The following is a 22851-nucleotide window of genomic DNA, read 5'->3' on the forward strand; positions in this document are numbered from 1 at the left end:
GGGCAGGTAGCGGTGGGCGACCTCCAGGCCGGGCGGGACGGTGAGCGTGCGGGGCGCCAGGTCCTGCTGGATCGCCTGCCCGGTGCGGCGCGATCAGGGGGAGGATCGGGGTCATGGCTCCCGAGTTTGGACTACCGAACGTGCCCTTGCGGATACTTTCGGTAAATCAGGTGGCGTCCTGGTTCTGGGCGGAGGTGTAGACGGCCTGGGCCTCCGGACCGAAGTACGGCCCGAACATCCAGTACGGCGCGAAGTTGTACTTGAAGCTGTTCACCGAGTTCAGCGTCCCGAGGCCGGTGCTCCGGTTGAAGCTCGTGAACCAGCCGCCCCCGCTGGAGCCGCCGGTCATGTCGCAGCTGAGCCCCTGGTCGGTGGAGATCAGGTAGTCGTCGAACACCCTGCCGCCGCAGTAGATCAGCTTCGACCCGTCGTACGGGCTCGCGGCCGGGTACCCGAAGGCGTACATCTGCTGGCCGCGCGCCTGGTTGAAGGCGATGCCCTGGCCGCCCACGACGTCGACGAGGCGCTCGCCGTTCAGCGGGGCGACGACGGCCGCGGCCACGTCGTAGTTCATGTCCTCGCTGGTGTTCCACTGGGTCGTGGTGAGCAGGTTGGTGGCCACCCAGGTGCCGTACGGGCGGGCCCCGTCTCTGTAGCCGGGGACGAACACCCAGTTGGTGTGGAAGGTGCCGCCGAGCTTCACGCAGTGCCCGGCGGTGAGGACGACGCTCTTGTTGGCGCTGCTGACGGCGGTGCCCGAGCAGGAGGCGCCGCGTCCCTGGTAGGTGAAGAAGACGCGTCCCTCCGTCTTCACGATGGCGCCGCCCCCCGCCCAGGGGGCTCCCGTCGAGCGTGCGGCCATCACGGACACGGGGGTGGGCGAGGCGGACGGGGTCGCGGCCGGGGAGGGCGAGGCGCTGGGCGAGGCCGAGGTCACGGGCGGGGGCGGCGTGGTGGGCGTGACGGGCGCGGCCGGGGTGTCGGCGCGCTTCACGCTGTGGGAGCCGGGGGCCACGGAGCCGGCCCCGCCGCTCGGCGCGGTGGTCGTGCGCCCGCCACGCGACCTGACGAGGTCGAGCGGCCTGGCGGCGGCCATCTTCGCGGGGGTCCAGAACCGCTTCACGACGCCTTGCTCGGTCTTGCTGTCGGCGGCGTCGTGGACGACGGGCCGCGGGGCGGACGGCTTCGCGGCCTCGGCGATGGGGGCGTTCAGCAGGATCCCCGCCGCCGCCAGGGGTGATATGGCCAGGATCGGGATGAGACGTCGTGCCTTGCGATGCATGCGGTCCTCCGTGCTTTGTCGCGCTCGCCGGGCACGCGCCGGGGTCGTGCCCGTGGGGGCGGCGCGCTGGGTGCTTGCTCGTGCCCGGCTCCCGCTGTGATCGGGTGCCATGTCCTGACGCGGGAAGGTAGTAGGGCCGAATGCCGCATTTCTCGCGATTCACCGAGACCGGTATGGCGGGAATCGGGCATTCAGCTGCTGCTTTCTCACCCGTCGCTGTGGTGACGGAAATCGGACCGCCGGCGCGTGCGGGCACGTTGGCGGAGGCTCGGCGAGGGGAGCGTGCCGCCGCGATAATGGGGACATGCAGACCCCTCTCGCAGACCCGGCCGATCTGGCGGGCGCCGCCGGTCCCGCCGATCTCGTGGGCCCGGTGTCACTCCCCGGCCCGGACGAGCCGCGATCGATCGTCGTGCTCGGCTCCACCGGATCGGTGGGCACGCAGGCGCTCGACGTCATCGAGCGCGACCCTGGGCACTTCCGCGTCGCCGGGCTGGTGGCGGGCGGCGGGCAGGTCGACCTGCTCGCCCGTCAGGTCGAGCGGTTCCGCCCCGAGGTGGTGGCCGTCGCCGACGAGCGCGCCGTTCCCGCGCTGCGCGAGGCGATCGGGCCGGCGCGCATCCTCGCGGGTCCCGAGGGAGTGGCCGAGGCCGCCGCCTGGCCCTGCGACATCGTCCTCAACGGCATCACCGGAGCGGTCGGCCTCACCTCGACCCTCGCCGCGCTGGAGGCCGGGCGGGTGCTGGCGCTGGCCAACAAGGAGTCGCTCATCATCGGCGGCCCGCTGGTGAAGCGGCTGGCGGGTCCGGGCCAGATCCTGCCGGTCGACTCCGAGCACTCGGCGCTCGCGCAGTGCCTGTGGGCCGCCGGGCCGTCCGGGTACGACCCGGAGGTGGTGCGGCGGCTCGTCGTCACGGCGAGCGGCGGGCCCTTCCGCGGCCGCAGGCGGGCCGAGTTGACGGAGGTCACCCCCGAGCAGGCGCTGAAGCATCCCACCTGGGACATGGGCACGGTGATCACGCTCAACTCGGCGACGCTGGTCAACAAGGGTCTGGAGGTCATCGAGGCGAGCCTGCTGTTCGACATCCCCTTCGAGCGGATCACGGTGGTCGTCCACCCGCAGTCCGTCATCCACTCGATGGTGGAGTTCGTGGACGGCTCGACCATCGCGCAGGCCAGCCCGCCCGACATGCGGCTGCCGATCTCGCTCACTCTGGGGTGGCCGTCCCGGGTCCCCGGCGCGGCCAAGGCCGTCGACTGGACCACCGCCCACACCTGGACCTTCGAGCCCCTCGACGAGGAGGCGTTCCCGGCGGTGGCGCTGGCGCGGCACGTCGGCTCCCAGGGCGGCACGGCTCCGGCCGTCTACAACGCGGCCAACGAGGTCTGCGTGGAGGCCTTCCTGGCGGGGAAGCTGCCGTTCCTCGGCATCGTGGACACGATCGCGGCGGTCGTCGGGGAGCACGCCGTGTCGCCGGCCGGTTCGGTGGCCGAGGTGCTCGACGCGGACGCCTGGGCCCGTGCCAGGGCCCGGGAGCTGACGGCCGGGTAGCCTGGCCGGGTACGACGGCCGGGCGGACGGAGGGACGGCCGGGCGGAGGGGCGGCGGCCGGGTGAGCTGGGCAAGTTGGGCACCAGCTTCCAATGCTCCGGTAAGCGGCTTTCTCGACATCCGTAACTCGCTGGTCGGCCGGGGTACCTAAACTGGGTAGGTCTTAGCGCGTCGCCGACCACCAAGGTGCTGGAAAATATGACATCTGTTGATCTGGGGATTCCCTCGGTACGGAGCAAGCCGATCGCCGAGCGGCGGATGTCGCGGCAGATCATGGTCGGTTCGGTCCCGGTGGGCGGGGACGCGCCCGTCTCGGTCCAGTCGATGACCACGACGCTCACCTCCGACGTGAACGCGACGCTCCAGCAGATCGCGGAGCTGACGGCGTCGGGCTGCCAGATCGTCCGGGTGGCGGTGCCCTCGCAGGACGACGCCGACGCGCTGCCGGCCATCGCCCGCAAGTCGCAGATCCCGGTGATCGCCGACATCCACTTCCAGCCGAAGTACGTCTTCGCGGCGATCGAGGCCGGCTGCGCGGCCGTCCGCGTGAACCCCGGCAACATCAAGAAGTTCGACGACAAGGTCGGCGAGATCGCCAGGGCCGCGGCCGACACCGGCACCCCCATCCGCATCGGTGTGAACGCCGGCTCCCTGGACCCCCGCCTTCTGGCCAAGTACGGCAAGGCGACGCCCGAGGCGCTGGTCGAGTCGGCGCTGTGGGAGTGCTCGCTGTTCGAGGAGCACGGCTTCCGCGACATCAAGATCTCGGTGAAGCACCACGACCCGGTCGTCATGATCCAGGCGTACCGCCAGCTCGCCGCGCAGTGCGACTACCCTCTTCACCTCGGCGTCACCGAGGCCGGCCCGGCGTTCCAGGGCACGATCAAGTCGGCGGTGGCGTTCGGGGCCCTGCTGGCCGAGGGCATCGGAGACACGATCCGCGTCTCGCTGTCCGCGCCTCCGGTCGAGGAGGTCAAGGTCGGCATCGGCATCCTGGAGTCCCTCAACCTCCGCAAGCGCGGGCTGGAGATCGTGTCCTGCCCGTCGTGCGGGCGGGCCCAGGTCGACGTGTACACCCTGGCCGAGCAGGTGCACGCGGGGCTCGACGGCCTCAAGGTGCCCCTGCGGGTCGCCGTGATGGGCTGCGTCGTGAACGGCCCCGGTGAGGCCCGCGAGGCCGACCTGGGCGTCGCCTCCGGCAACGGCAAGGGCCAGATCTTCGTCAAGGGCGAGGTCGTCAAGACCGTCCCTGAGTCCCGGATCGTGGAGACCCTCATCGAGGAGGCCCTGCGCCTGGCCGAGGAGATGGGCGTGGACGTCGACCTCGACGACGACGAGGACGCTCCCGGCCCGGAGGTCTTCGTCCGCTGACTCCGCCGGTCCCCGGGCCGGATGCTGCGAGGAGCGTCTCGCCCGGCAGGGGAGGGAGTGCTCTTCCTGGGCGGGGACGTGTGGGTGTATGCAGGAAGAGTGCCATTTCGGCAGAGCCTGTCGGATCTTCACCGGTCGCGGTGGCCCGGTAACGCGCTGGTGGCGATACCTCTCGCGCTGATCGCGGCGATCACCCTCGCCGACGTCATCACCCCGCGAGAGATCACGCTGAGTCCTCTTCTGGTCACGGCTCCCGCGATCACGGCCTCGTTCGCGGGTCCCTGGCTCACCGGCCTGGTGAGCGTCGTCACCATCGCGGACGAGGTGCTGCTCGGCCTGCACAGTGAGATGCTGGCCACGCGGCCCATGCAGACGCAGTTGGCGGCCCTGGTCGTGGTCTCGGCGTTCCTTGTGATCTTCTCCTTCGTGCGCGACCGGCACCAGGAGGAGCTGATCCGGGTGCGCTCGGTCTCGGAGGCCGCGCAGCGGGCCCTGCTGCGGCCCCTGCCCGCGGGTCTCGGGCCGCTCCGGCTCGCCTCGGTGTACCTGGCGGCCGAGGAGGAGGCGCAGATCGGCGGCGACCTGTACGCCGCCGCCCGTACACCGACGGGGGCCCGCGTCGTCATCGGGGACGTGAGGGGCAAGGGCCTTCCCTCGGTGTCGGACGCCGCCCTGCTCCTCGGCGCGTTCCGGGAGGCCGCCCGCCGCCACGCGACCCTGCCCGACGTCGTGCTCCACCTGGACGAGAGCGTGCGGGCGGATCTCGAGGAGCACGCGGAGGAGTTCGCGGACGCCTGCGAGAACTTCATCACGGCGGCGGTGCTGGACATCCCGGACGACCGGCAGGTGGTCGAGGTGATCGACTGCGGGCACCCCCCGCCTCTGCTGCTGCGCGACCGTCAGGTCATGACCCTTCAGGTCGCCCAGCCCGCGCCCCCGCTGGGCCTCGGGGAGCTCTCCCAACCCGGTTACCACGTCCAGACGTTCGACTTCAGGGCCGGTGACACCCTGCTGCTGTACACCGACGGCGTCATCGAGGCCCGCGGCGACGCCGGCGTCTTCTACCCGCTGGCCGAGCGGGTGACGGCGTGGCCGGGGGACGGCCCGGAGACGCTGGTCGAGCACGTGCGCGACGACCTTCTCGCCTACGTCGGCGGGCGGCTCGGCGACGACGCCGCCATGGTCGCGATCCAGCGCCTGCCCGAACGAGAGCCCGGGTGAACCCGTCCTGAAGCGCTGATCATCATGATCCCTGCGACGGATCTCCCGGTCCCACGTTCCGCAATCGGCCGACTACGGATCGGTAAACATTGGGCCGGGTCACCGGTGGCCGTACGCTCTGATCCGGAAGCATCACCCTCTGCCACAAGAGCAGAGGGAGTGACGTGTGAAGCGGGTCTTCGGCGTAGCGGCGATTATGACGGTGCTGGTCACCGGGCTGACAGGAGGGACCAGTGGGGCGTCGGCGGCTCCACGTGCCGGCGTGGCCTGGGGGCCCTGCCAGGGGCCGAGATCGGTGGTGGAGGTCGAGTGCGCGTCCGTGAGGGTGCCCCTCGACTACGCGAAGCCGGGTGGGCCGACCATCGGGCTGGCGCTCAACCGCATCAAGGGGTCGGCCTCTCATGGGCACGTGCTCCTGGTGAACCCCGGCGGGCCTGGGGCGTCGGGCGTGGGCCTGTCGCGGTACGTCGCCGCCGCGCTGCCCAAGGACGTCTCGGCTCGCTACGACGTGATCGGGTTCGACCCGCGGGGCGTGGGGAGCAGTGAGCCGGCGCTGACCTGCGCCGACCCCAAGGAGCACTTCGCGGCTCCCCGCGTCGACCAGGTGCCGAGCAACGACGCGGCGGAGTCCGCGCTGCTCTCGCGGGCCAAGCAGTACGCCGAGGCGTGCGGCAGCCGCTGGTCGTGGCTGCTCCCGCACCTCACCACCGAGAACTCCGCCCGCGACATGGACATGATCAGGCAGGCGCTCGGGCAGCAGAAGCTCAGCTACCTCGGCTACTCGTACGGGACCTACCTCGGCGCCGTCTACGCGACGCTGTTCCCGAACCGGGTGAGGCGGCTGGTGCTGGACAGCGTGGTGGACCCCGAGGGTGTCTGGTACGACTCCAACATCGCCCAGGACTACGCCTTCGACCGGCGGCACCGTGACTTCCTCGACTGGGTGTCCCGGCACAACGACGTCTACCACCTCGGCCGCACCGCGACCGAGGTCTCGGCGGCGTGGTACGCCATGCGCGCGCACCTCGGCGCGCGACCGGCGGGCGGGCTCGTCGGGCCGAGCGAGCTGGACGACATCTTCACCGTGGGCGGGTACACCAACGCCGTCTGGCCGCAGTTCGCCGGCGCGTTCGCCGGCTACGTCAAGAAGGGGAAGCCCGAGGGCCTGGTGGCCGCGTACAACCAGCACGTCGACCACGACGCGGCCGCGGAGAACAACTACGCGGTCTACCTCGCGGTCCAGTGCCGCGACGCCGAGTGGCCGCGCGACTGGTCGCGCTGGTGGTCCGACACGCTCAAGGTGAACGCCAAGGCGCCGTTCATGGCCTGGTCGAACGCCTGGTACAACGCTCCCTGCGCCTTCTGGCCGGAGAAGGGCGGGACGCCGGTCCGCGTGGGCGGCGTCGCCCACCTGCCCTCGGTCCTGCTCATCCAGTCGAGGCAGGACGCGGCCACGCCGTACCCCGGAGCGCTGCGCGTGCGCGGCCGGTTCCCGAGCTCGCGGCTGGTCGTCGAGGCCGGGGGCAACCACGGGGTGTCCCTGGGGGGCAACACCTGCGTCGATCGCTACCTCGCCGCGTACCTGCGGGACGGAAGCGTTCCCGGCGGTGCGGCGCAGGCTCCCGGGCACCAGCCCGACGCCACCTGCCCGACCGGGCCCGAGCCCCGGCCGATCGTCCCGATGTCGGCGGGGCCCGGCCACCTTAGGCTGACGAAGGTGATTCTCGGCCAGTAGGGTCGGTTCGTTCCAAAATCGGGGCGGTCGCGTAGGCTAAGCCCGTGATGCTGCGAACATCGGCGTCGCGCGTGCTCGACGATCAGGACCGCGAAGAGGTGCTCTCGATACTCGACGCGGACCCCGTCGCCAACGTCTTCGTCGCCTCCCGGGTCCGGTCCGTCGGGCTGAGCCCGGCCCGGCTCGGCGGACAGATGTGGGGATTCGGCCCGCGCGGCGGGCTGACCTCACTGTGCTACGCCGGGGCCAACCTGGTCCCGGTCAACGCCGGGCCCGAGGCCGTGCAGGCCTTCGCGGACCGTGCCCGCAGGCAGGGCCGCCGCTGCTCGTCGATCGTCGGCCCGGCCGACGCCGTCGAGAAGATCTGGGAGCGGCTGGAGCCCTACTGGGGACCGGCACGGGCCATCCGCTGGGCCCAGCCGGTCATGTCCACCTCCTCGCGGTCGCCCGTCCCCCCCGATCCACTCGTACGTCAGGTACGCCCGGATGAATTCGCCACGCTGCTCCCCGCATGCGTGGCGATGTTCACCGAGGAGGTCGGCGTCTCCCCGGATCTCGGGGACGGCGGCGCGCTCTACCGGTCGCGGGTCGCCGAGTTGATCCGCATCGGCCGCTCGTTCGCCCGCATCGAGGACGGCCAGGTCGTCTTCAAGGCGGAGGTCGGGGCGGTGACCCCCCAGGTCTGCCAGATCCAGGGCGTGTGGGTGCATCCGGACCGGCGCGGGCGTGGCCACGCCGTGGCGGGCATGGCCGCGGTCGTCGACCAGACCCTGCGGCATTTCGCGCCGACGGTGACGCTGTACGTCAACGACTTCAACGCCCCGGCGCGGGCGGCGTACCGCAGGGTGGGCTTCAAAGAGGTCGACACGTTCATGTCCGTGCTGTTCTGATCCTGTGCTGATCTCGCGCTCCTGGGCGTCGGTACCCTGGGCGAGTGCTCGAACAGGTGACCGCGACGCGCTATGTGACCCCGCTCCGGGAGGGCGGGTCGCTGCCGGGCGTCGTCGAAGCAGATGACCTTGGTACCTATGTCGTGAAATTTCGTGGTGCGGGGCAGGGGCGGCGGGTGCTCGTCGCCGAGATCATCTGTGCCGAGCTGGCGCGCGGGCTCGACCTGCGCACCCCCGACCTGAGGATCGTCGATCTGGACCCGCAGATCGGGGCAAGGGAGCCCGATCAGGAGATCCAGGACCTCCTCAACGCCAGCGAGGGGCACAACCTCGGGGTCGACTTCCTCCCCGGCGCGCTCGGCTTCGACCCGCTCGCCTGGACCCCCGACGCCGCCTTCGCCTCGCGGGTGCTCTGGTTCGACGCGCTCATCCACAACGTGGACCGCAGCTGGCGCAACCCGAACCTGCTGGTCTGGCACGGCGACACCTGGCTGATCGACCACGGCGCCGCCCTGTGGTTCCACCACAACTGGCGCACGGCCGACCCGCAGCGCCCCTTCGACGCCCGCGATCACGTGCTGGCGCCGTTCGCGACGCGCATCGAGGAGGCCGACGCCGAGCTTCCCGGCCGGATCACCGAGGACCTGCTCCGTACGGTCGTGGACCTCGTCCCCGGCGAGTGGCTCGACGGCGAGCCGGGCTTCGAGGACGCGGCGGCCGTGCGCCGGGCGTACGTCGACCATCTGCTGGCCCGCGCCCACGGCCCGCGTGCCTGGCTCCCGGCGGTGGCGCGATGAGCGAGCTGTACGTCTACGAGTACGCGGTGATCCGCGTCGTGCCGTGCGTGGTCAGAGGCGAGCTGATCAACGCCGGTGTGATCGTCTACTCCCAGCCGTGCGGCTACCTGTGCGCCCGTACGGATTTGGACGAGGCCCGGCTGCGCGCCCTGGACGACAGCGTGGACCTCGGGGGGCTGCGGCGGGCGCTGGCCGCGTACGAGCGGGCGTGCTCGGAGGACGCGGGACCGCTGCGCGGGGAGCCGCTCGGCAGCCGGTTCCGCTGGCTCACCGCGCCTCGCAGCACGATCGTCCAGACGGGGCCCGTCCACGCGGGACTGACCGCCGATCCGGCCGCCGAGCTGGAGGCCCTGCTCGACCGGCTCGTCCGCAGGGTCACATCCGCGCGATGATCTCCTCCGCGAATCGCTCCATGGTCGCGATCTTGAGGTCGAGGGTGCCCTCGCCGTGCTCGGCCTTCTCCTCGGGGGTGGCGAGCCACCACGGGGCGGCCAGGGTGCCGGTGACGCCCTTCCCGGCGATCCTGCGGTAGGTCTCCGGGTCGGGCATGACGCCGAGCGCCGCGATGATCTCCAGGTCGTCCTCCGGCCTGCCGTACTCCTTCAGATACGTGCGGAGATGGGCGAGCACGACGTCCAGCTCGGCCTCGGAGTACACGCGGTTGCCGATCCAGCCGTCCCCGGCGCGGGCCGCCCGGCGCAGCGCGGCCTCGCTGTCACCGCCGACCAGGAACGGCACCGGGCGCGAGGGCACCGGCGCGATCGACAGCGGGCCGAAGTCGTAGTGCGCGCCGTGGTGCTCCACGGTGCCGCCGGTCCAGAGCTCGCGCAGGACCGGGATCATCTCGTCCAGCCGCCTGCCACGGGTGTGGAAGTCCTGCCCGGTCTGCAGGAACTCGTCCTCGCACCAGCCGACCCCCACGCCGAACGAGACCCGGTCGCGGGAGAGCACGGCGGCGGTGGAGACCTGCTTGGCGACGGTGAACAGGTCGCGGGCGGGCGCGATGTAGACGTTGGGGGCGAAGCGCAGGCGCTCGGTGACGGCGGCCATCGCCCCGATGGTGACCCAGACGTCGGGCCAGTGCGTCGCGGCGTTCCAGCGCGGCGCGCCGCTTCGCGAGTAGGGGTAGGGCGAGCGGTAGTCGGCGAAGAAGATGTGGTCGGAAAGGGTGAGGGTGTCGATGCCGCACCGTTCGGACGCCTTGGCCAGCTCGATGAACTGGTCGGTGTCGGTGAACGACGCACCCAGCCAGAAGCGCATGCGGTCCCGTTCTCAGCCGGTGAACTCGGGGATGACCTTGGTCGCGAACATCTCCAGGTTGCGCTTGACCGTGTCGAGCGGGAGCACCCCCTGCTGGCCCTGCATGAACAGGCCGAACCACTCCAGGTCGGGCATGCGGTCGAGCATGCGCTGGATGCCGCGCTTGACGTCGTCGGGTGTGCCGAGCAGGGCCAGTTCGACCTCGTTCATGCGCTTGTAGTCGCCCTTCTCCGGGGAGATGGGCTTGTGCCGGTCGTCCTCCTGCTTGCGCAGGACCTCCAGGTAGCCGAAGGGCCCGAAGAAGGCGGCGAAGTCCTTCTGCATCGGGCCGTACGTGGCGATGGCCTCCGCACGGGTGTCGGCCATGCCGACGACCTTCAGGATGCCGGTGTGCTCGCCCAGCTTGTAGTCGCGCCCGCACTTGGCCGATTCCTCCTGGTAGAGCTTGGCCTTGGCGGCGTGCTCGTCGGGGTTCGGGGTGAACATCCACGGCAGGATGTTCTCCTGCGCGGCCCTGATCACCGACCGGTCGCTGATCGTGAACGGCTGCCACAGCTCGGGATAGGGGTCCTGGTACGGCCGGGGGCTCACCGAGACCGCCTGGAGCTTGCCGTCCTCGGACACCTCGCCGGGGGCGCCGAAGGTCTTGGTCCACTCCAGCGCGGGCCAGCCCTCGATGCCGTCGTAGGGCGAGGGCACCTCGTAGTCGAGCGTCTCGCTCTTGTAGCGCAGGGTCTCCTGCGTCCACGCCAGCTTCATGATGTGCAGGATCTCGCCGAACACGTCGAAGTTGCGGTTGTCCGACGCCGAGCCGTCCGACCGGGCCGCCGAGGCGTGCCAGCGCTGGCCGAGGACGTTCATCCACCGGTTCTGGTAACCGCGCGCCACGCCGAGCCGGAGGCGTCCCTTGCAGAACTGGTCGAGCAGCGCGACGTCCTCCGCGGCCCGGATGGGGTCCCAGGCGGGCAGCACGAGGCCGAGGGGCGCCAGCAGGATGCGCTCGGTGCGCGCCGCGAGGTCGGTGAGGACCATCAGCGGGTTGACCGAGAACTCGAAGCCCTCCGAATGGAAGTGGTGCTCGGTCATCATGAGGGCGTCGAAGCCGATCTGGTCGGCGTGGACGGCGATCTCGCGGACCTCGTGCAGCAGCTTCTGGTACGACTCGGTGTCCCGGCCGATCGGGCGCCTGGCCCGGGCGTTCTCCTCCTGGCTGTACCCGGAGCCGGGGATCTGCGGGTTGAGCATTATGGAAAATTTCACGGCAAACGTCTCCTCATGCGCGAGCGCCGGCGAGCGCCTTCAGCCAGTTGTTGACGACGAGGAGGAACTCCGCCGGGCGTTCCTCGTGCAGCCGGTGGCCGCTGCCCTCCCAGACCACGGTCCGCGAGCGGGGGTCCTTGAACAGGCCCGACTCCCAGGCGGCCTGACGGGGGTCGAACCAGAAGCTCAGCACCGGGCGGTCCCTGCGTGCCAGGTAGCCGTCGGAGCCGGGCCGCACCCCGATCGCGCCGGGCACCGCGAACATCGCCTCGAACGCCTCCACGAGCACGTGGGGCGGAGTGGCGAGCGTGCGCCTGCGGTGCCACTCCCTGATGAGCGGGGGAGTGGCGGGCGTGTACGACCACCGGTCGATCTCGACGGCCACGGCGCCGGTGTCCCCGTCGCGCAGGGCCGCCACCATGGCGGGGAAGCCCGAGGCGAGCGGTTCGGCGAAGCCGTACCCGGGATCGACCGTCACCAGCGCGCGCACCGCCTCGGGATGCTCGACGGCCAGATGGGAGACCACCTGGCCGCCCATGGAGTGGCCGACGGCCACGACCGGGCCCGTGCCGAGCCCGGTGAGCAACTCGGCGAGGTCGGCGGCCATCCGGCGCGGGGTGTTGCCGGTGTCGCGGGAGGAGGAGTATCCATGGCCTCGGAGGTCGACGGCGATGACGCGGTGCCGCTCACGGAGCTTCGGGATGTGATGTGACCATTCATGGGAGTCCGACCCCCATCCGTGGACGAGCAGCAGCACCGAGCCGTGACTCGCGCGATCGGTGTCACCCGGGTCGCTCGTGTCATCCGTATCATCCGTATAGAACAGCCGCACGCCGTCGACATCGGCGAATGCCATTTGAGCGCCCTTCCTATGAGGACTTCCCGCCAGGCAAGCTACCCTAGGAATGCTAACCGAGCAATCGCTTGTTTAACCACGCGGGGTTCGTCACAGGGTTCTTGAGGGAGAGGACGGCGTCATGCGGCTGGGCGTCACGATGTTCACCACCGATCAGGCCATGCCCGTCGCCGAGTTGGCACGAGCGGCCGAGGAGCGGGGTTTCTCCTCGCTGTACGTGCCCGAGCACACCCACATCCCCATCTCCCGCAGGACCCCGCCCGCCTCCGGGCAGGACGTGCTGCCCGAGGAGTACAAGCGGACCCTCGACCCGCTGGTGGCCCTCGCGTACGCGGCGGCCGTGACCGAGCGCCTCACCGTCGGCACGGGCATCATGCTCGCGGCGCAGCGCGATCCCCTCGTCACGGCAAAGGCCGTCGCCACCCTCGACCACCTGTCGGGTGGGCGCTTCGTCCTCGGTGTCGGTTTCGGCTGGAACGTCGAGGAGATGGAGGACCACGGCGTGTCGTACGGCTCGCGCCGTGACGTCGCCCGTGAGCACGTACTGGCCATGAAGGAGCTGTGGAGCCGGGAGGTCGCCGGCTTCGAGGGACGGCACGTGCGCTTCGAGCCGTCCTGGTCGTGGCCGAAGCCGGTCGGCGGGCCACCGGTCTACATCGGGGGCGCGGCGGGCCCGAAGATGTTCGCGCACGTCGCGGAGTACGCCGACGGCTGGATACCGATAGGCGGCAAGGGCGTGAAGGACGCGCTCCCGGCCCTTCGCGAGGCGTACGAGAAGGCCGGAAGGGACCCTGCGACGGTCAGGGTGATCCCGTTCGGGACCGTGCCGAGCCAGGGGAAGCTCGACTACTACGCCGGGCTCGGCATCGAGGAGGTCGTGTGCAGCCTCCCGGCCGCCTCCGCCGACACCGTGCTGCCGATGCTCGACGGCTACTCCTCCTTGCTCTGAGCCCGGGGCACCCACCACATCTGACCGCTCGCGATCTCGTGGTACACGTCGAGCAGGTCCTTCTGGGTGGTCACGCTCCGCGACTCGGCGGCGGCCCAGGTGTACACCCCGCGCGACATGGTCGAGGTCTCCTGCCGCACGCGCAGCGCGTAGACGCGGGCCCGGACCTCGTGCACCTTGTGGTCGCCCGGGTCGGCCTGCATCGCCAGCTCGGCCAGCTGGCACGCCAGCCGCAGGTCCCCGTCCGCCGCCGCGGTGGCGGCGCGCGCGGCGAGCACCGGGGCGCCCCCGGCGAGCTCGGCTAGGGCCGAGGCCAGCACCTCGTCGGGCGCCGGCTTGAGGTGCGCGGGGTTCCCGTCGTGCCAGCCGCCGTACAGCCGCCAGATGTTGCGCACGACGAACTCCGGCTCGTCGTAGTGCGGCTGAAGGTAGGGACGGTCCGCCAGCGCCTCGGGCGGTTTCACGGTGTGGATGATCTCGTCGAGGCGGGCGCCGGCGTTCATCATCTCCAGCGTCTGCTCGACCAGACTGTCCAGGTAGTCCGCCGTGTCGGTCAGCGCCTGCCGTACCCTGCCCGCCCCGGCGATGGGCAGGCCGTGGCCGGGCAGCAGCACCTCCGCGTCCAGGGCGGCCAACTTCCGCAGCGCGACCGCCCACTCGTCGGGGTACCGCTGCACCTTCTGCGGGTTGCCCGCGTTCGGGGTGACCCAGATGAACAGGTCGCCGGTCAGCAGCACCCCGCGCTCCGGCAGGAACGCCCAGGTGGCGTCGTCGGTCTCCCCGCGCGCGTGGTGCATCTCGAACGTGACGTCGCCGAGCGAGACCCGTATCTCGTCGCGGTAGGTCAGGTCGGGCTGCCGGTAGGCCGTCGGCCAGGTCATCTGGGTGAAGCCGAACTGCCGCTGGTTGATCACCGTGTTGTGGCCGGCCGTCCTGGCGTACCGGGTGAACCGGGCGGCGACGTTCTCGTGCGCGATGACGCTCGGGCGGGGGCCGTCCTCCGCGTCGAAGGGATCCATGCCCGCGACGTGGTCGAAGTGCCCGTGGGAGAAGACGGCGTAGCGGACTGGCTCATCCGACCAGGCCCTCATGGCCGCGTGCATGTTCCGCGCGTCCACGTTGTTGCCGGTGTCGAACAGAGCCAGGCCGCCATCGCCCCGGATGCCGTAGACGTTGCCGAACGCGGGCCACATGACCACGCGATCGGCCACCTCCTGCACCCCCCTCGAGCGCAGGTCCCGCAGCGGCACCTCCTGCGGCGTCACCGACCCGCCCCAAACACTGTCCGCATGGTCGAGGATCGGTGTTGTCATGGTCCAAGCCTGTCGCGGACACCCCGCCGGGCAGCAGTAGGGAGCTCCCTACACCTTGGATCTTTACCGTTCATCGACGGTCTCGTGAGCCGGGGACCTCCAGGCGGCGCTGCGGTGGATGAGTCTTTTGCGGAACGTGCGATTCCTCAAGGGGCGGAAGACTGAGAACCGGCTTGTCGCGCGGAGGGGGGAGGTGCTGGAATCCCACAGTGACCAACCCCTCGGCGGGAGAAGAATTCGCCGCCCTGCTCGCCCGGGTCAGTGCCGATCCCGCCGTCGCCGGGGCCGTACTCAGTGGGTCGCAGGCGCGGCAGGGCATGGCCACGCATCGGTCCGACTATGACGTCTATCTGATCACCGCTGATGGCGGCGCGGCCACCCAAGAGCGCCGTGATTCCCGGTTGGACGTCGTGGTCATGTCCCTGGAGGAGTTTCGCACGCATGCCATGCCAGGCTCCGGATGGGAGTGGAACAGGTACTCCTTCACCCATGCCCGCGTACTCAAAGACCGGGCGGACGGTCTCATCGGGGAACTGGTGTCCGTCAAGGGAACCCTGTCACCCGAGGAGGCCCACCAGACGGCCGCCGCCTCCCTCGGCGCCTTCGTCAACGCCGCCTACCGCTGGCTGAAGAACCACCGGGACGGACGCGCGACCGAGGCCCGCCTGGACGCCGCGGAGAGCATTCCTTATTTGCTCACCTGTGTGTTCGCCCTCCATCGCCGGGTCCGCCCCTATAACAAGTACCTGGGCTGGGAAATGCGGCACCATCCCCTCGGCCCCCTTCCGTGGAGCCACGACGAGCTGCTGCCACTTCTCGAAGCGGTCCTGTCGCACGCCACCCCGCAGGCCGCCCGCCGGCTCTTCCTCGACCTGGAACCGCTCGCGCGGGCGGCAGGTCACGGCTCGGAGCTGGACGCCTGGGGAGAGGACCTCCACCTCCTGCGATAGCCCGGAGCCCCCGAGTACAGGAGCACCCGGGTACAGGAGCACCCGAATACAGGAGCCCCCGAATAAGAGCAGTCAGACCTCGCCGCGTTCGTATGCCAGGGCCAGCTCGACGCGGGAGCGCAGGCCGGTCTTCGCGTACACGCGGGACAGGTAGACCTCCACCGTCTTGCGGCTGTAGTGGAGTTCGTCGGCGATCTGGGGGTTGGAGAGGCCGGTCGCGACCAGTTCGATGACGCGTCGTTCGACCGGGGTGAGCGCGGCGGCGGGGGCCGGGGCGAGACCGGCGTCCCTGAGGCGGCGGGCCGTCCGCTCACGCCACGGCGCCGCGCCGAGGTCGGTGAAGATCCCGTGCGCCCGTACGAGCTGGGCGCCGTCGCCGAGGGCTCCGAGGACGAGGCGTGCGCGGGCCTCCTCGAACCTCAGGCCGTCCGCCCTGGCCGCCTCCAGAACGGCCTCGGCCATCTCGACATCCTTGAAGACCGCCGCCGACGCCAGCTCGGAGATCATACGCGCCCGGGGCGTGCCGGTCCTGACGACGTCCGCCAGGGCGATGGCCGCCTCGCGGGCCGCGTCCAGCTCTCGCGCCGTGCTGTGCATGAGCACGCGGACGCCGAGCGCGCGGTGCAGGACGTCCGGCGGTCCGCTCGCGACCGCCTCATTGAGGAGCCGGGCGGCCGTCGTACGGTCTCCGAGGCCCAGCACCCGCCTGGCCTTGAACACGGCCCGCAGCGACAGGTGCTGCGGGCATTTCGGCGGGGGGTCGGCGAGGAGCGGCTCGGCCTCGTCGTACCTGCCTTGGTCGAGCAGGATGTCGAGCTCGATGTTGCGCAGCAGCGCCACGTTCTCCCAGAGTCCGGCGTCGGTGAGGGTGACCGCGTCGGACCGGATGTCACGCAGGGCGTGCTCCCACTCGCCGCCGAGCCGCCTTACCACGGCCATCGTGCGGGCGTGCTGGCCCGCGATGTCGTGCCAGCCGAGCCCTCTGTAGATCTGCCCGGCCTGGGCGAGCAGGTCCAGCGTACGGGTGCGCGCGCCGCCGCTGGCGAGGATGTGGGCCGCCGACTCCAGGGCGGCCAGCCGGCCCGCGGGCGGAAGCGCGGCCGAGGCCGACAGGAGGGTGTCCAGCGCGCGTTCGGTCTCCTCCCACCGGCCCTTGATGATCGCGTCGCCGGCGAGGGCGCTGAGGGTGATCACCAGGTCCTCCGGAGGACACCGCGGCACGGCCTCCCATGCCCGTTCCACGAGGCCGGCCGAGTCCAGGCCGAGCTGGGTGCTCACCACGGCCTGCTGGGCGAGCAGGGCGGCCGGGTTGTCGGCGAAGGGGAGCCGCTCGGCGGCGATCGACAGGGCCACGTCGTACTGGCCCATGGCACGGGCGGCGTTGAACGTCGTCTGCGCCATGCGCGTGTGACGGCGTCCTGGGGGCAGAACCGCGAGGGCCGCCCGCCCGGCGCGCAGCGCGTCCACGGGGCGGGAGCCCTTCCAGTACGACAGCGCCTGCCTGGCCAGCAGAACGCCGCGCTCGCCGGGCGGCGCCAGCTCGGCGGCCCTGCCGTACCAGTGGCCGGCGGAGAGCGGAGCGGTCCAGCGGGTCAGCTCGGCGGCGCGGAGCATGGCGGGCAGCGCCTGGGCGCTCGTGCCGCCCTCGGCGAGGTGGGTGGCCCACTCCAGGACCCGGCGCGTCCCGCTGAGACCCTGCCGGTGGAGCAGCTCGGCGATGCGGGTGTGGACCCGGCGCCGTTCGGCCGGGCCGAGGTCGGCGTAGAGGGCCTCGGCGACCAGCGGGTGGGCGAACTCGTACGTGCCCTCGCCGGCACCCACGACCAGGCCGTCCCTCACCAGCCCGTCGAACGCGCGCTCCGCCTCGGCGGCGTCGAGGCCGGCGACCTCGGCCAGCGCGTCCAGGTCGGCCATGCCGGCCGGACGGGTGCGGCGCAGAGCGGCGAGCACCTTGGCGAGGTTCCGGCCGCCCTGGTCGCGCTGGAACAGGCGGCCGAGTATCGCGCCCCTGCGCGGTCCCGGGTAGGCCGACTGGACCGCGCCGCCGTGTACGAGCGTCAGCACCGCCTCGCGGACGAACCACGGGTTGCCCCGGCTCTCGTCGTGGACGTGGCGCAGGATCGACTCGCTAGGGGTACGGCCGAGCAGGCTGGTCACCAGCGCGGTGACCTCGTCGAGTGACAGCGGGCTGAGCCGGACGGCCAGGTCGGCGTCCATCGCGGGCAGGCGTCTCGCCGTACCGGCGACGGCCAGGCCCCGTACCCGGCGGGGGAGGTAGGAGAGCACGCCGAGGGTGTCGGCGTCGGCCAGGTGCAGGTCGTCGACGGCGAGGAACGTACGGCCCGGCAGCCCCTCCAGCAGGTTGGCGGTGCGCACGACGGGGGCGGCGCCGGTGATGCCGAGCGCCGCCTGGTCGATGGCGTCCAGCAACTCCTTGAGCGGCTCGCGCGCGGCCGGGTCGGCGTGGAGGGGGCCGAGGGCGTCGGCGAGCGAGGCGTAGGCGAGGCCGCTTCCGAAGTCGCGCGCCTGGCCGTGGAGCACGCGGTAGCCCATGGACCTGGCGAGCGCCTCGGTCTCGGCCAGCAGGTGGGTCTTCCCGATGCCCGCCTCGCCGTGGATCAGCAGCGTCACGGGCGGATGGAGCAGCGCGGCCTCGAACCGGCGCAGGACGGCCGGCCGATCGGCAGGGTCAGGTGCGGGGCCGGGGATGGGGGTGGGGGCGTACGCGGAGGTGGGGGGTTCGTCCACGCGTCACCGGCCCTGGTCGCCGGCCAGGGCCGCGTCGTGGACGGCGAGGGCGGAGGCGAGCAGCGGTCCTCGTACCGTCTCCTGCGGAAGGTCGGTGGTCTTCACCACGGCGGACTGAAGGGAGCCCATGACCGCCCAGGCCCGGATCCGGGCGGCGCTGCCGGGTGACGGCCCGGCGAGCCGGGCGTAGATCTCGTCGCGGAAGGCCCGGATGGTCTCTCCCGGGGACCCGGGAGGAGCGTCGTCGGCTCCGCCGATATCCTCCATGAGCAGCCTTATCACGGCCCTATGGCGCACGACGAAATCCGTCAGCGGCTCGATGAAATGGCGCGGGTCGGCGCCGAAATCACCTCCGAGCAGCGCGAGCAGGTCGTCGGCCGCCGGTGCGATCAGTTCCGCGGCCAGCGTGTCCTTGGGGTGGAAGTGGTAGGCCACGGCCGTCTTGGTCAGCCCGACGCGGGCGGCGATGTCGGCGAGAGAGGTGGCGGCGTAGCCACGCTCGGCGAACAGCTGGCGCGCGGCGGCGAGGATCCGGCTACGGGTGTCGCCGCCACGGTCGAATGTGGTCATGGTCTCACTTCTCAGCGCGGTGGAGCATTTCAGGATAATCGCGCCTAAGCTCTTAAACGGACGTCCTGCACGGCCGTACAGAACCGGACGTTTCACGTGTGTTTCGGAATTAATCAATAGTGTCTGGGACGGTCACCGATGGCTAGCTTGCTTGGTCGATTGGGTGGTTGGTGCGCGCGCCACGGCCGCATCGTGCTCGCGGCGTGGATCATCCTCGCGGGGACGCTCACGCTGAGCACCGTGGTGTTCGGCCGTCCCGTCAACAGCAACGTCTCCATCCCGGGGACGGACGCCCAGCGCGCCCACGATCTCATGCGCGACGGCTTCGGCCCCGGGTACGACCCCGGCGGCACCGTTCAGCTCGTCCTGTACTCCAAGGACGGCTCGCTGCTGACCGCGGAGCGCAAGCGCGCGGTCGAGAAGGCCATGGCCGAGGTCCGCGAGGTCCCCCACGTGGTCCAGGTGGACGGGCCGTACCGCACGGGCGGGATCTCCTCCAACCTGGTGATCGGGCTCATCACCGTCCGGCTGTCCGGCAACGATTCGAGCAAGCTCGCGGAGACCTCGAAGCAGATCTCCGAGGCGGCGCAGCCCGTGCGGGAGATCGGCATCGAGGCGGTCCCGGCCGACAGCGGGACCCCCGCCGACAAGGAGATCAAGACCGGGTCCAGCGAGATCATCGGCGTGGCCTGCGCCCTGCTGGTGTTGCTCCTCGCGTTCGGCACGCTCGTCGCCGCGCTGGTGCCCGTCTTCACCGCGATCATCAGCCTCGGCGTCGGTCTCGGCGTCATCGGCGTGCTCGGTCACATCGTGGACGTGCCCAAGCAGGCGTCGGTCATGGCATCCATGATCGGGCTCGGCGTGGGCATCGACTACGCCCTGTTCCTGCTGTCACGGCACCGGAAGCTGCTCGCCGACGGCGTGCCCGTGCAGGAGTCCGTCCGCCGTACGACCGCGGGCGCGGGCGGCGCGGTGCTGTTCGCCGGGGGCACCGTCGTGATCGCGCTCACCGCGCTGATGCTCGCGGGCTTCCCGATGCTGCGCACGCTCGGCTGGATCACCGGTATATCGGTGGTGTGCGCGGTGCTCACCTCGCTCACCCTGGTGCCCGCGCTGCTCGGCCTCCTCGGCCACCGCATCAACGCGCTGCGCCTGCCGTTCGTCGGCCCCCGGCGCCGCAGCGCGCACGCCCCGGTGAACGGCTGGGCCGGGCTCGGCGCCTGGGTCGCACGGCGCCCGTGGCGGGTGCTCGCGGTCTCCGCGGTCGTGCTCGGCGCGCTCGCCGCCCCGGCCCTGGCGCTGAAGCTCGGCCCGGTGGACGACGGCTACGCCGACCGCGGGCAGCCCGCGCGGCGGGCGTACGAGCTGACGCAGGCCGGGTTCGGCCCGGGGAGCAACGGCCCGCTGATCGTCGTCGGCGAGCTGGACTCCAAGGTCGCGGCGGGCGACCCGCCGGCCCCGGTGGTGAATGACCTGAAGAACCGCCTGACGTACGTGCCCGGCGTCGCGCACGTGGCGCCCGCGAAGATCAACACTTCGGGGACGTCCGTGCTGTTCCAGGTGGTGCCGGAGTACGCCCCGAGCGACCCCCGCGCGGGGGACGTGGTCCGCGCGGTCCGCGGCCTGCACGTGCCCGGTGTGCGGCTGCACGTCGGCGGCGAGGTCGCGGGCATGGCCGACGCGAGCGACCGCATCGCCGAGCGCACCCCAGCCGTGATCGGCGTGGTCGTGCTGCTCAGCGCGCTGCTCCTGCTGTTCGCCTTCCGCGCGCCTCTGGTCGCGGCCAAGGCGGCGCTGATGAACCTCATCTCGCTCGGCGCGGCGTTCGGCGCGCTGGCCATCGTCTTCTCGTACGGGCTCGGCAGCGGCCTGGTCGGCATGGACCCGCCAGTGTCGATGGACGGGTCGTTCCTGACGACGCTCTTCTTCACGGTGCCCATCGACTCGTACGTGCCGCTCATGCTGTTCGCCGTGCTGTTCGGACTGTCCATGGACTACGAGGTCTTCCTGCTGACCTCGGTCCGCCAGGCGTACCTGCGCTCGGGGGACAACCGGCGGGCGGTCGCCGAGGGGCTCGGGGCGACGGGCCGGGTCATCACGTCCGCGGCTCTGATCATGGTGGTGGTGTTCGTCGCGTTCATCGCCTACCCGGACCCGCTGGTCAAGGTGTTCGGCGTGGGGCTCGCCGTCGCGATCGCCGTGGACGCGACGATCATCCGCGGGCTGCTCGTGCCGGCCACGATGGTGCTCCTGGGCCGGCTCAACTGGTGGTGCCCGCCCTGGCTCGACCGGATCCTGCCCAACCTGTCGATCGCCGACCACGCCGAGGACGATGACGAGCGACCGGTGACACAGGGCCCCGGCAAGGAGCTCGTGACCACCGGCCGGACCTGACCCCGTGCCCGGCGGGCACACGTCTGGGCACAAGGACGTCCGCTGGGCTACGGGACGTCCGTGCGGTCGCGGGCCGCGATGGCCAGGGCGATGAACTCCCGGAAACGGGTGAACTGCTCGGAGTCCATCTGGAGCCTCACCCCGTTGACGACGTCGTCTCCGTTCCTGGCGCCGAGGCTGACCCGGAACCCATCGCCGCGCGGTTTCACGTCCACCCCGAGGAACGCCACGTGGTAGCGCCTGCTCTCGGACAGGGTGCGGTGGAAGACCTCAAGGGTCCTGCCGTCCTGCACCAGGATGTAGTCGCCGAGCTCGAACTCCGTCGCCATGTCCCTTGCTCTCCGCCGCCCGCCGAACCGATGCCGACAGTACCGCGCCGGGGCCCCCGGCCGAAGACGATGACTCAGTCGAACACGATGACGCTGCGGGCGACGGCGCCCCCGCGCACGTGCTCGACCGCCCGGTTGATCTGGTCGAGGGGGACGCGCTCGCTGACCAGGCCGTCCAGGTCGAGACGGCCGCGCAGGTACTGCTCGGCCAGCATCGGCAGGTCGCGTATGGGGGCCGCGTCGCCGCCCTGGGTGCCCATCAGGCGGCGGGAGGCGAACAGCAGGGAGGCCTCGACGCCGACGGTGGTTCCGGCGGGCGGGCTGCCCACCATGACCGTCGTGCCCCCGGGCCGGGTGGCCGCGAACGCCGTGGCGAGCACGCCCGCCACGCCCGTGACGTCGAAGGCGTAGTCGACGCCGCCCCGCACGATGCCGCCCACCTGCGCGGGCAGGTCGTCCACCAGGATCGTGTGGGTCGCGCCGAACTTCCCCGCGAGCGCCAGCTTGGGCTCGGCGACGTCCGCCGCGATGATCGTCGTGGCCCCGGCCAGGACGGCTCCCTGAACGACGTTGAGCCCGACGCCGCCGCAGCCGGCCACAAGGACGCTGGACCCGGGCCGTACCTCGGCCACGTTGAGCACCGCGCCTACCCCGGTGACCACCGCGCAGGCGAGCAGGCACATCAGGTCCATGGGCGCGTCCTTGGCGATCTTGACACACATGCGCTCGCCGACGACGACGTACTCGGCGAACGAGCCGATGCCGATCATCGTCTTGGCGGGCGTGCCGTCGACGCTCAGGCGGGTGGTGCCGTCGCCCATCGTGCCCATGATGGCGGCCATCCGCGCCGGATCCCCGCACAGGTGGAAGCGGCCCGCGCCGCAGTCGCGGCAGCGCCCGCAGGGACCGTTCATCGCGACGATGACGTGGTCGCCCGGCCGGAGGGAGGTCACGCCCTCGCCGACGCTCTCGACCACGCCCGCGCTCTCGTGGCCGAGGACGAAGGGAAGCTCGCGCACGACGGGGCTCTTGCCGTCCAGGGCCTTGATGTCGGAGCCGCACACGCCGGAGGCCGCGATCTTGACCCGCGCCTCGCCGGGGCCGGGGGCGGCGATCTCGATGTCCCGGATCTCCATCTCGGACCCGAACTCGGTCAGTACGGCTGCGCGCATCAACATCCGCCGGGCTCCGTCCCACCTGTGTCCACGCGTCTTCATGGCTCTGGTCCGAACGCTAGCGAGGCGGTGTGATCAAAGCAAGCAATTGCTTGGCATGGGACGGCCTCGCCCGGGGTCCATTGACACCCTCACAGCTCGAACCTACTCTGCGTGCGACCAAACGTGCGCTAGTTTGGGCCGCGATCTACGGAGGACA

19 protein-coding genes are annotated in these 22851 nt (G+C 71.3%); 10 read left to right on the forward strand and 9 right to left on the reverse strand.

Features of this window, described 5'->3' with window-relative positions:
- Window positions 1-166 precede the first annotated feature (166 nt).
- Window positions 167-1282 (reverse strand): trypsin-like peptidase domain-containing protein, encoded by a 1116-nt coding sequence (locus tag AB0B89_RS06800; protein WP_358549219.1) that lies wholly within the window; start codon window positions 1280-1282, stop codon window positions 167-169.
- Window positions 1283-1586: 304 nt separating this feature from the next.
- On the opposite strand from AB0B89_RS06800, the gene dxr reads away from it, so the two are divergent.
- The 7 genes from dxr (at window position 1587) to AB0B89_RS06835 (ending at window position 9240) form a co-directional block, all read left to right on the forward strand.
- Window positions 1587-2834 (forward strand): 1-deoxy-D-xylulose-5-phosphate reductoisomerase, encoded by a 1248-nt coding sequence (dxr, locus tag AB0B89_RS06805; RefSeq protein WP_358549222.1) that lies wholly within the window; start codon window positions 1587-1589, stop codon window positions 2832-2834.
- Window positions 2835-3032: 198 nt separating this feature from the next.
- Window positions 3033-4205 (forward strand): flavodoxin-dependent (E)-4-hydroxy-3-methylbut-2-enyl-diphosphate synthase, encoded by a 1173-nt coding sequence (gene ispG, locus AB0B89_RS06810; RefSeq protein WP_358549224.1) that lies wholly within the window; start codon window positions 3033-3035, stop codon window positions 4203-4205.
- Between the two features lie 159 nt (window positions 4206-4364).
- Window positions 4365-5426: a PP2C family protein-serine/threonine phosphatase gene (locus AB0B89_RS06815; protein WP_358549227.1), complete on the forward strand. Its 1062-nt coding sequence runs from the start codon at window positions 4365-4367 to the stop codon at window positions 5424-5426.
- A 166-nt stretch (window positions 5427-5592) separates the two neighbouring features.
- Window positions 5593-7161 carry an alpha/beta hydrolase gene (locus AB0B89_RS06820; protein WP_358549230.1) on the forward strand — a complete coding sequence of 523 codons (1569 nt, stop codon included), beginning with the start codon at window positions 5593-5595 and terminating at the stop codon, window positions 7159-7161.
- Window positions 7162-7208: 47 nt separating this feature from the next.
- Window positions 7209-8051, forward strand: coding sequence for a GNAT family N-acetyltransferase (locus AB0B89_RS06825; RefSeq protein ID WP_358549334.1), 843 nt, complete (start codon window positions 7209-7211; stop codon window positions 8049-8051).
- Between the two features lie 44 nt (window positions 8052-8095).
- Window positions 8096-8848, forward strand: a complete 753-nt coding sequence (locus AB0B89_RS06830) for a HipA family kinase (RefSeq protein ID WP_358549232.1) — start codon at window positions 8096-8098, stop codon at window positions 8846-8848.
- A complete protein-coding gene (locus AB0B89_RS06835) occupies window positions 8845-9240 on the forward strand; it encodes a DUF3037 domain-containing protein (protein ID WP_358549235.1) in 396 nt (131 codons plus the stop codon). The genes AB0B89_RS06830 and AB0B89_RS06835 overlap by 4 nt, the downstream gene beginning before the upstream one ends.
- Here AB0B89_RS06835 and AB0B89_RS06840 read toward each other — a convergent pair.
- The 3 genes from AB0B89_RS06840 to AB0B89_RS06850 are packed head-to-tail and all read right to left on the reverse strand — an operon-like array spanning window position 9224 to window position 12224.
- Window positions 9224-10108 carry a TIGR03619 family F420-dependent LLM class oxidoreductase gene (locus AB0B89_RS06840; protein ID WP_358549238.1) on the reverse strand — a complete coding sequence of 295 codons (885 nt, stop codon included), beginning with the start codon at window positions 10106-10108 and terminating at the stop codon, window positions 9224-9226. The genes AB0B89_RS06835 and AB0B89_RS06840 overlap by 17 nt on opposite strands.
- 12 nt (window positions 10109-10120) lie before the next feature.
- Window positions 10121-11368, reverse strand: coding sequence for an LLM class flavin-dependent oxidoreductase (locus AB0B89_RS06845; protein WP_358549241.1), 1248 nt, complete (start codon window positions 11366-11368; stop codon window positions 10121-10123).
- Between the two features lie 13 nt (window positions 11369-11381).
- Window positions 11382-12224: an alpha/beta hydrolase gene (locus AB0B89_RS06850; RefSeq protein WP_358549244.1), complete on the reverse strand. Its 843-nt coding sequence runs from the start codon at window positions 12222-12224 to the stop codon at window positions 11382-11384.
- 121 nt (window positions 12225-12345) lie between these two features.
- Here AB0B89_RS06850 and AB0B89_RS06855 point away from each other — a divergent pair, with 121 nt between their 5' ends.
- Window positions 12346-13173 carry an LLM class F420-dependent oxidoreductase gene (locus AB0B89_RS06855; RefSeq protein WP_358549246.1) on the forward strand — a complete coding sequence of 276 codons (828 nt, stop codon included), beginning with the start codon at window positions 12346-12348 and terminating at the stop codon, window positions 13171-13173.
- Here the strand turns inward: AB0B89_RS06855 and AB0B89_RS06860 are convergent.
- Window positions 13155-14486 (reverse strand): alkyl sulfatase dimerization domain-containing protein, encoded by a 1332-nt coding sequence (locus AB0B89_RS06860; RefSeq protein ID WP_358549249.1) that lies wholly within the window; start codon window positions 14484-14486, stop codon window positions 13155-13157. The two genes, AB0B89_RS06855 and AB0B89_RS06860, sit on opposite strands and share 19 nt — an antisense overlap.
- A gap of 209 nt (window positions 14487-14695) precedes the next feature.
- Here AB0B89_RS06860 and AB0B89_RS06865 point away from each other — a divergent pair, with 209 nt between their 5' ends.
- Window positions 14696-15436 (forward strand): hypothetical protein, encoded by a 741-nt coding sequence (locus tag AB0B89_RS06865; protein ID WP_358549251.1) that lies wholly within the window; start codon window positions 14696-14698, stop codon window positions 15434-15436.
- Window positions 15437-15508: 72 nt separating this feature from the next.
- Here the strand turns inward: AB0B89_RS06865 and AB0B89_RS06870 are convergent, their stop codons facing one another.
- Both AB0B89_RS06870 and AB0B89_RS06875 read right to left on the reverse strand, forming a co-directional pair.
- On the reverse strand, window positions 15509-18184 hold the full coding sequence (locus AB0B89_RS06870) for a LuxR C-terminal-related transcriptional regulator (protein ID WP_358549254.1): 2676 nt from the start codon (window positions 18182-18184) through the stop codon (window positions 15509-15511).
- A gap of 3 nt (window positions 18185-18187) precedes the next feature.
- A complete protein-coding gene (locus AB0B89_RS06875; RefSeq protein WP_358549257.1) occupies window positions 18188-18754 on the reverse strand; it encodes a helix-turn-helix domain-containing protein in 567 nt (188 codons plus the stop codon).
- Window positions 18755-18892: 138 nt separating this feature from the next.
- Between AB0B89_RS06875 and AB0B89_RS06880 the strand changes: the two genes are divergently transcribed.
- Window positions 18893-21148 carry an MMPL family transporter gene (locus tag AB0B89_RS06880; protein ID WP_358549259.1) on the forward strand — a complete coding sequence of 752 codons (2256 nt, stop codon included), beginning with the start codon at window positions 18893-18895 and terminating at the stop codon, window positions 21146-21148.
- 47 nt (window positions 21149-21195) lie between these two features.
- Here AB0B89_RS06880 and AB0B89_RS06885 read toward each other — a convergent pair whose 3' ends face one another.
- Entirely contained in the window at window positions 21196-21477 is a 282-nt protein-coding gene (locus AB0B89_RS06885; RefSeq protein WP_358549262.1) for a hypothetical protein, read from the reverse strand.
- A gap of 74 nt (window positions 21478-21551) precedes the next feature.
- A complete protein-coding gene (locus AB0B89_RS06890; RefSeq protein ID WP_358549265.1) occupies window positions 21552-22655 on the reverse strand; it encodes a Zn-dependent alcohol dehydrogenase in 1104 nt (367 codons plus the stop codon).
- Between the last annotated feature and the right edge of the window lie 196 nt (window positions 22656-22851).

Source organism: Sphaerisporangium sp. NPDC049002 (assembly GCF_040649355.1).
Taxonomy (GTDB): domain Bacteria; phylum Actinomycetota; class Actinomycetes; order Streptosporangiales; family Streptosporangiaceae; genus Sphaerisporangium.

Excerpts from the sequence above, each read along its gene's own strand:
- AB0B89_RS06890 (WP_358549265.1), bottom strand. The coding sequence starts at position 22,655 with ATGTTGATGCGCGCAGCCGTACTGACCGAGTTCGGGTCCGAGATGGAG.
- AB0B89_RS06885 (WP_358549262.1), bottom strand. The coding sequence starts at position 21,477 with ATGGCGACGGAGTTCGAGCTCGGCGACTACATCCTGGTGCAGGACGGC.
- AB0B89_RS06860 (WP_358549249.1), bottom strand. The coding sequence starts at position 14,486 with ATGACAACACCGATCCTCGACCATGCGGACAGTGTTTGGGGCGGGTCG.
- dxr (WP_358549222.1), top strand. The coding sequence starts at position 1,587 with ATGCAGACCCCTCTCGCAGACCCGGCCGATCTGGCGGGCGCCGCCGGT.
- AB0B89_RS06855 (WP_358549246.1), top strand. The coding sequence starts at position 12,346 with ATGCGGCTGGGCGTCACGATGTTCACCACCGATCAGGCCATGCCCGTC.
- AB0B89_RS06800 (WP_358549219.1), bottom strand. The coding sequence starts at position 1,282 with ATGCATCGCAAGGCACGACGTCTCATCCCGATCCTGGCCATATCACCC.
- AB0B89_RS06835 (WP_358549235.1), top strand. The coding sequence starts at position 8,845 with ATGAGCGAGCTGTACGTCTACGAGTACGCGGTGATCCGCGTCGTGCCG.
- AB0B89_RS06850 (WP_358549244.1), bottom strand. The coding sequence starts at position 12,224 with ATGGCATTCGCCGATGTCGACGGCGTGCGGCTGTTCTATACGGATGAT.
- AB0B89_RS06880 (WP_358549259.1), top strand. The coding sequence starts at position 18,893 with ATGGCTAGCTTGCTTGGTCGATTGGGTGGTTGGTGCGCGCGCCACGGC.
- AB0B89_RS06840 (WP_358549238.1), bottom strand. The coding sequence starts at position 10,108 with ATGCGCTTCTGGCTGGGTGCGTCGTTCACCGACACCGACCAGTTCATC.
- ispG (WP_358549224.1), top strand. The coding sequence starts at position 3,033 with ATGACATCTGTTGATCTGGGGATTCCCTCGGTACGGAGCAAGCCGATC.
- AB0B89_RS06875 (WP_358549257.1), bottom strand. The coding sequence starts at position 18,754 with ATGACCACATTCGACCGTGGCGGCGACACCCGTAGCCGGATCCTCGCC.
- AB0B89_RS06825 (WP_358549334.1), top strand. The coding sequence starts at position 7,209 with ATGCTGCGAACATCGGCGTCGCGCGTGCTCGACGATCAGGACCGCGAA.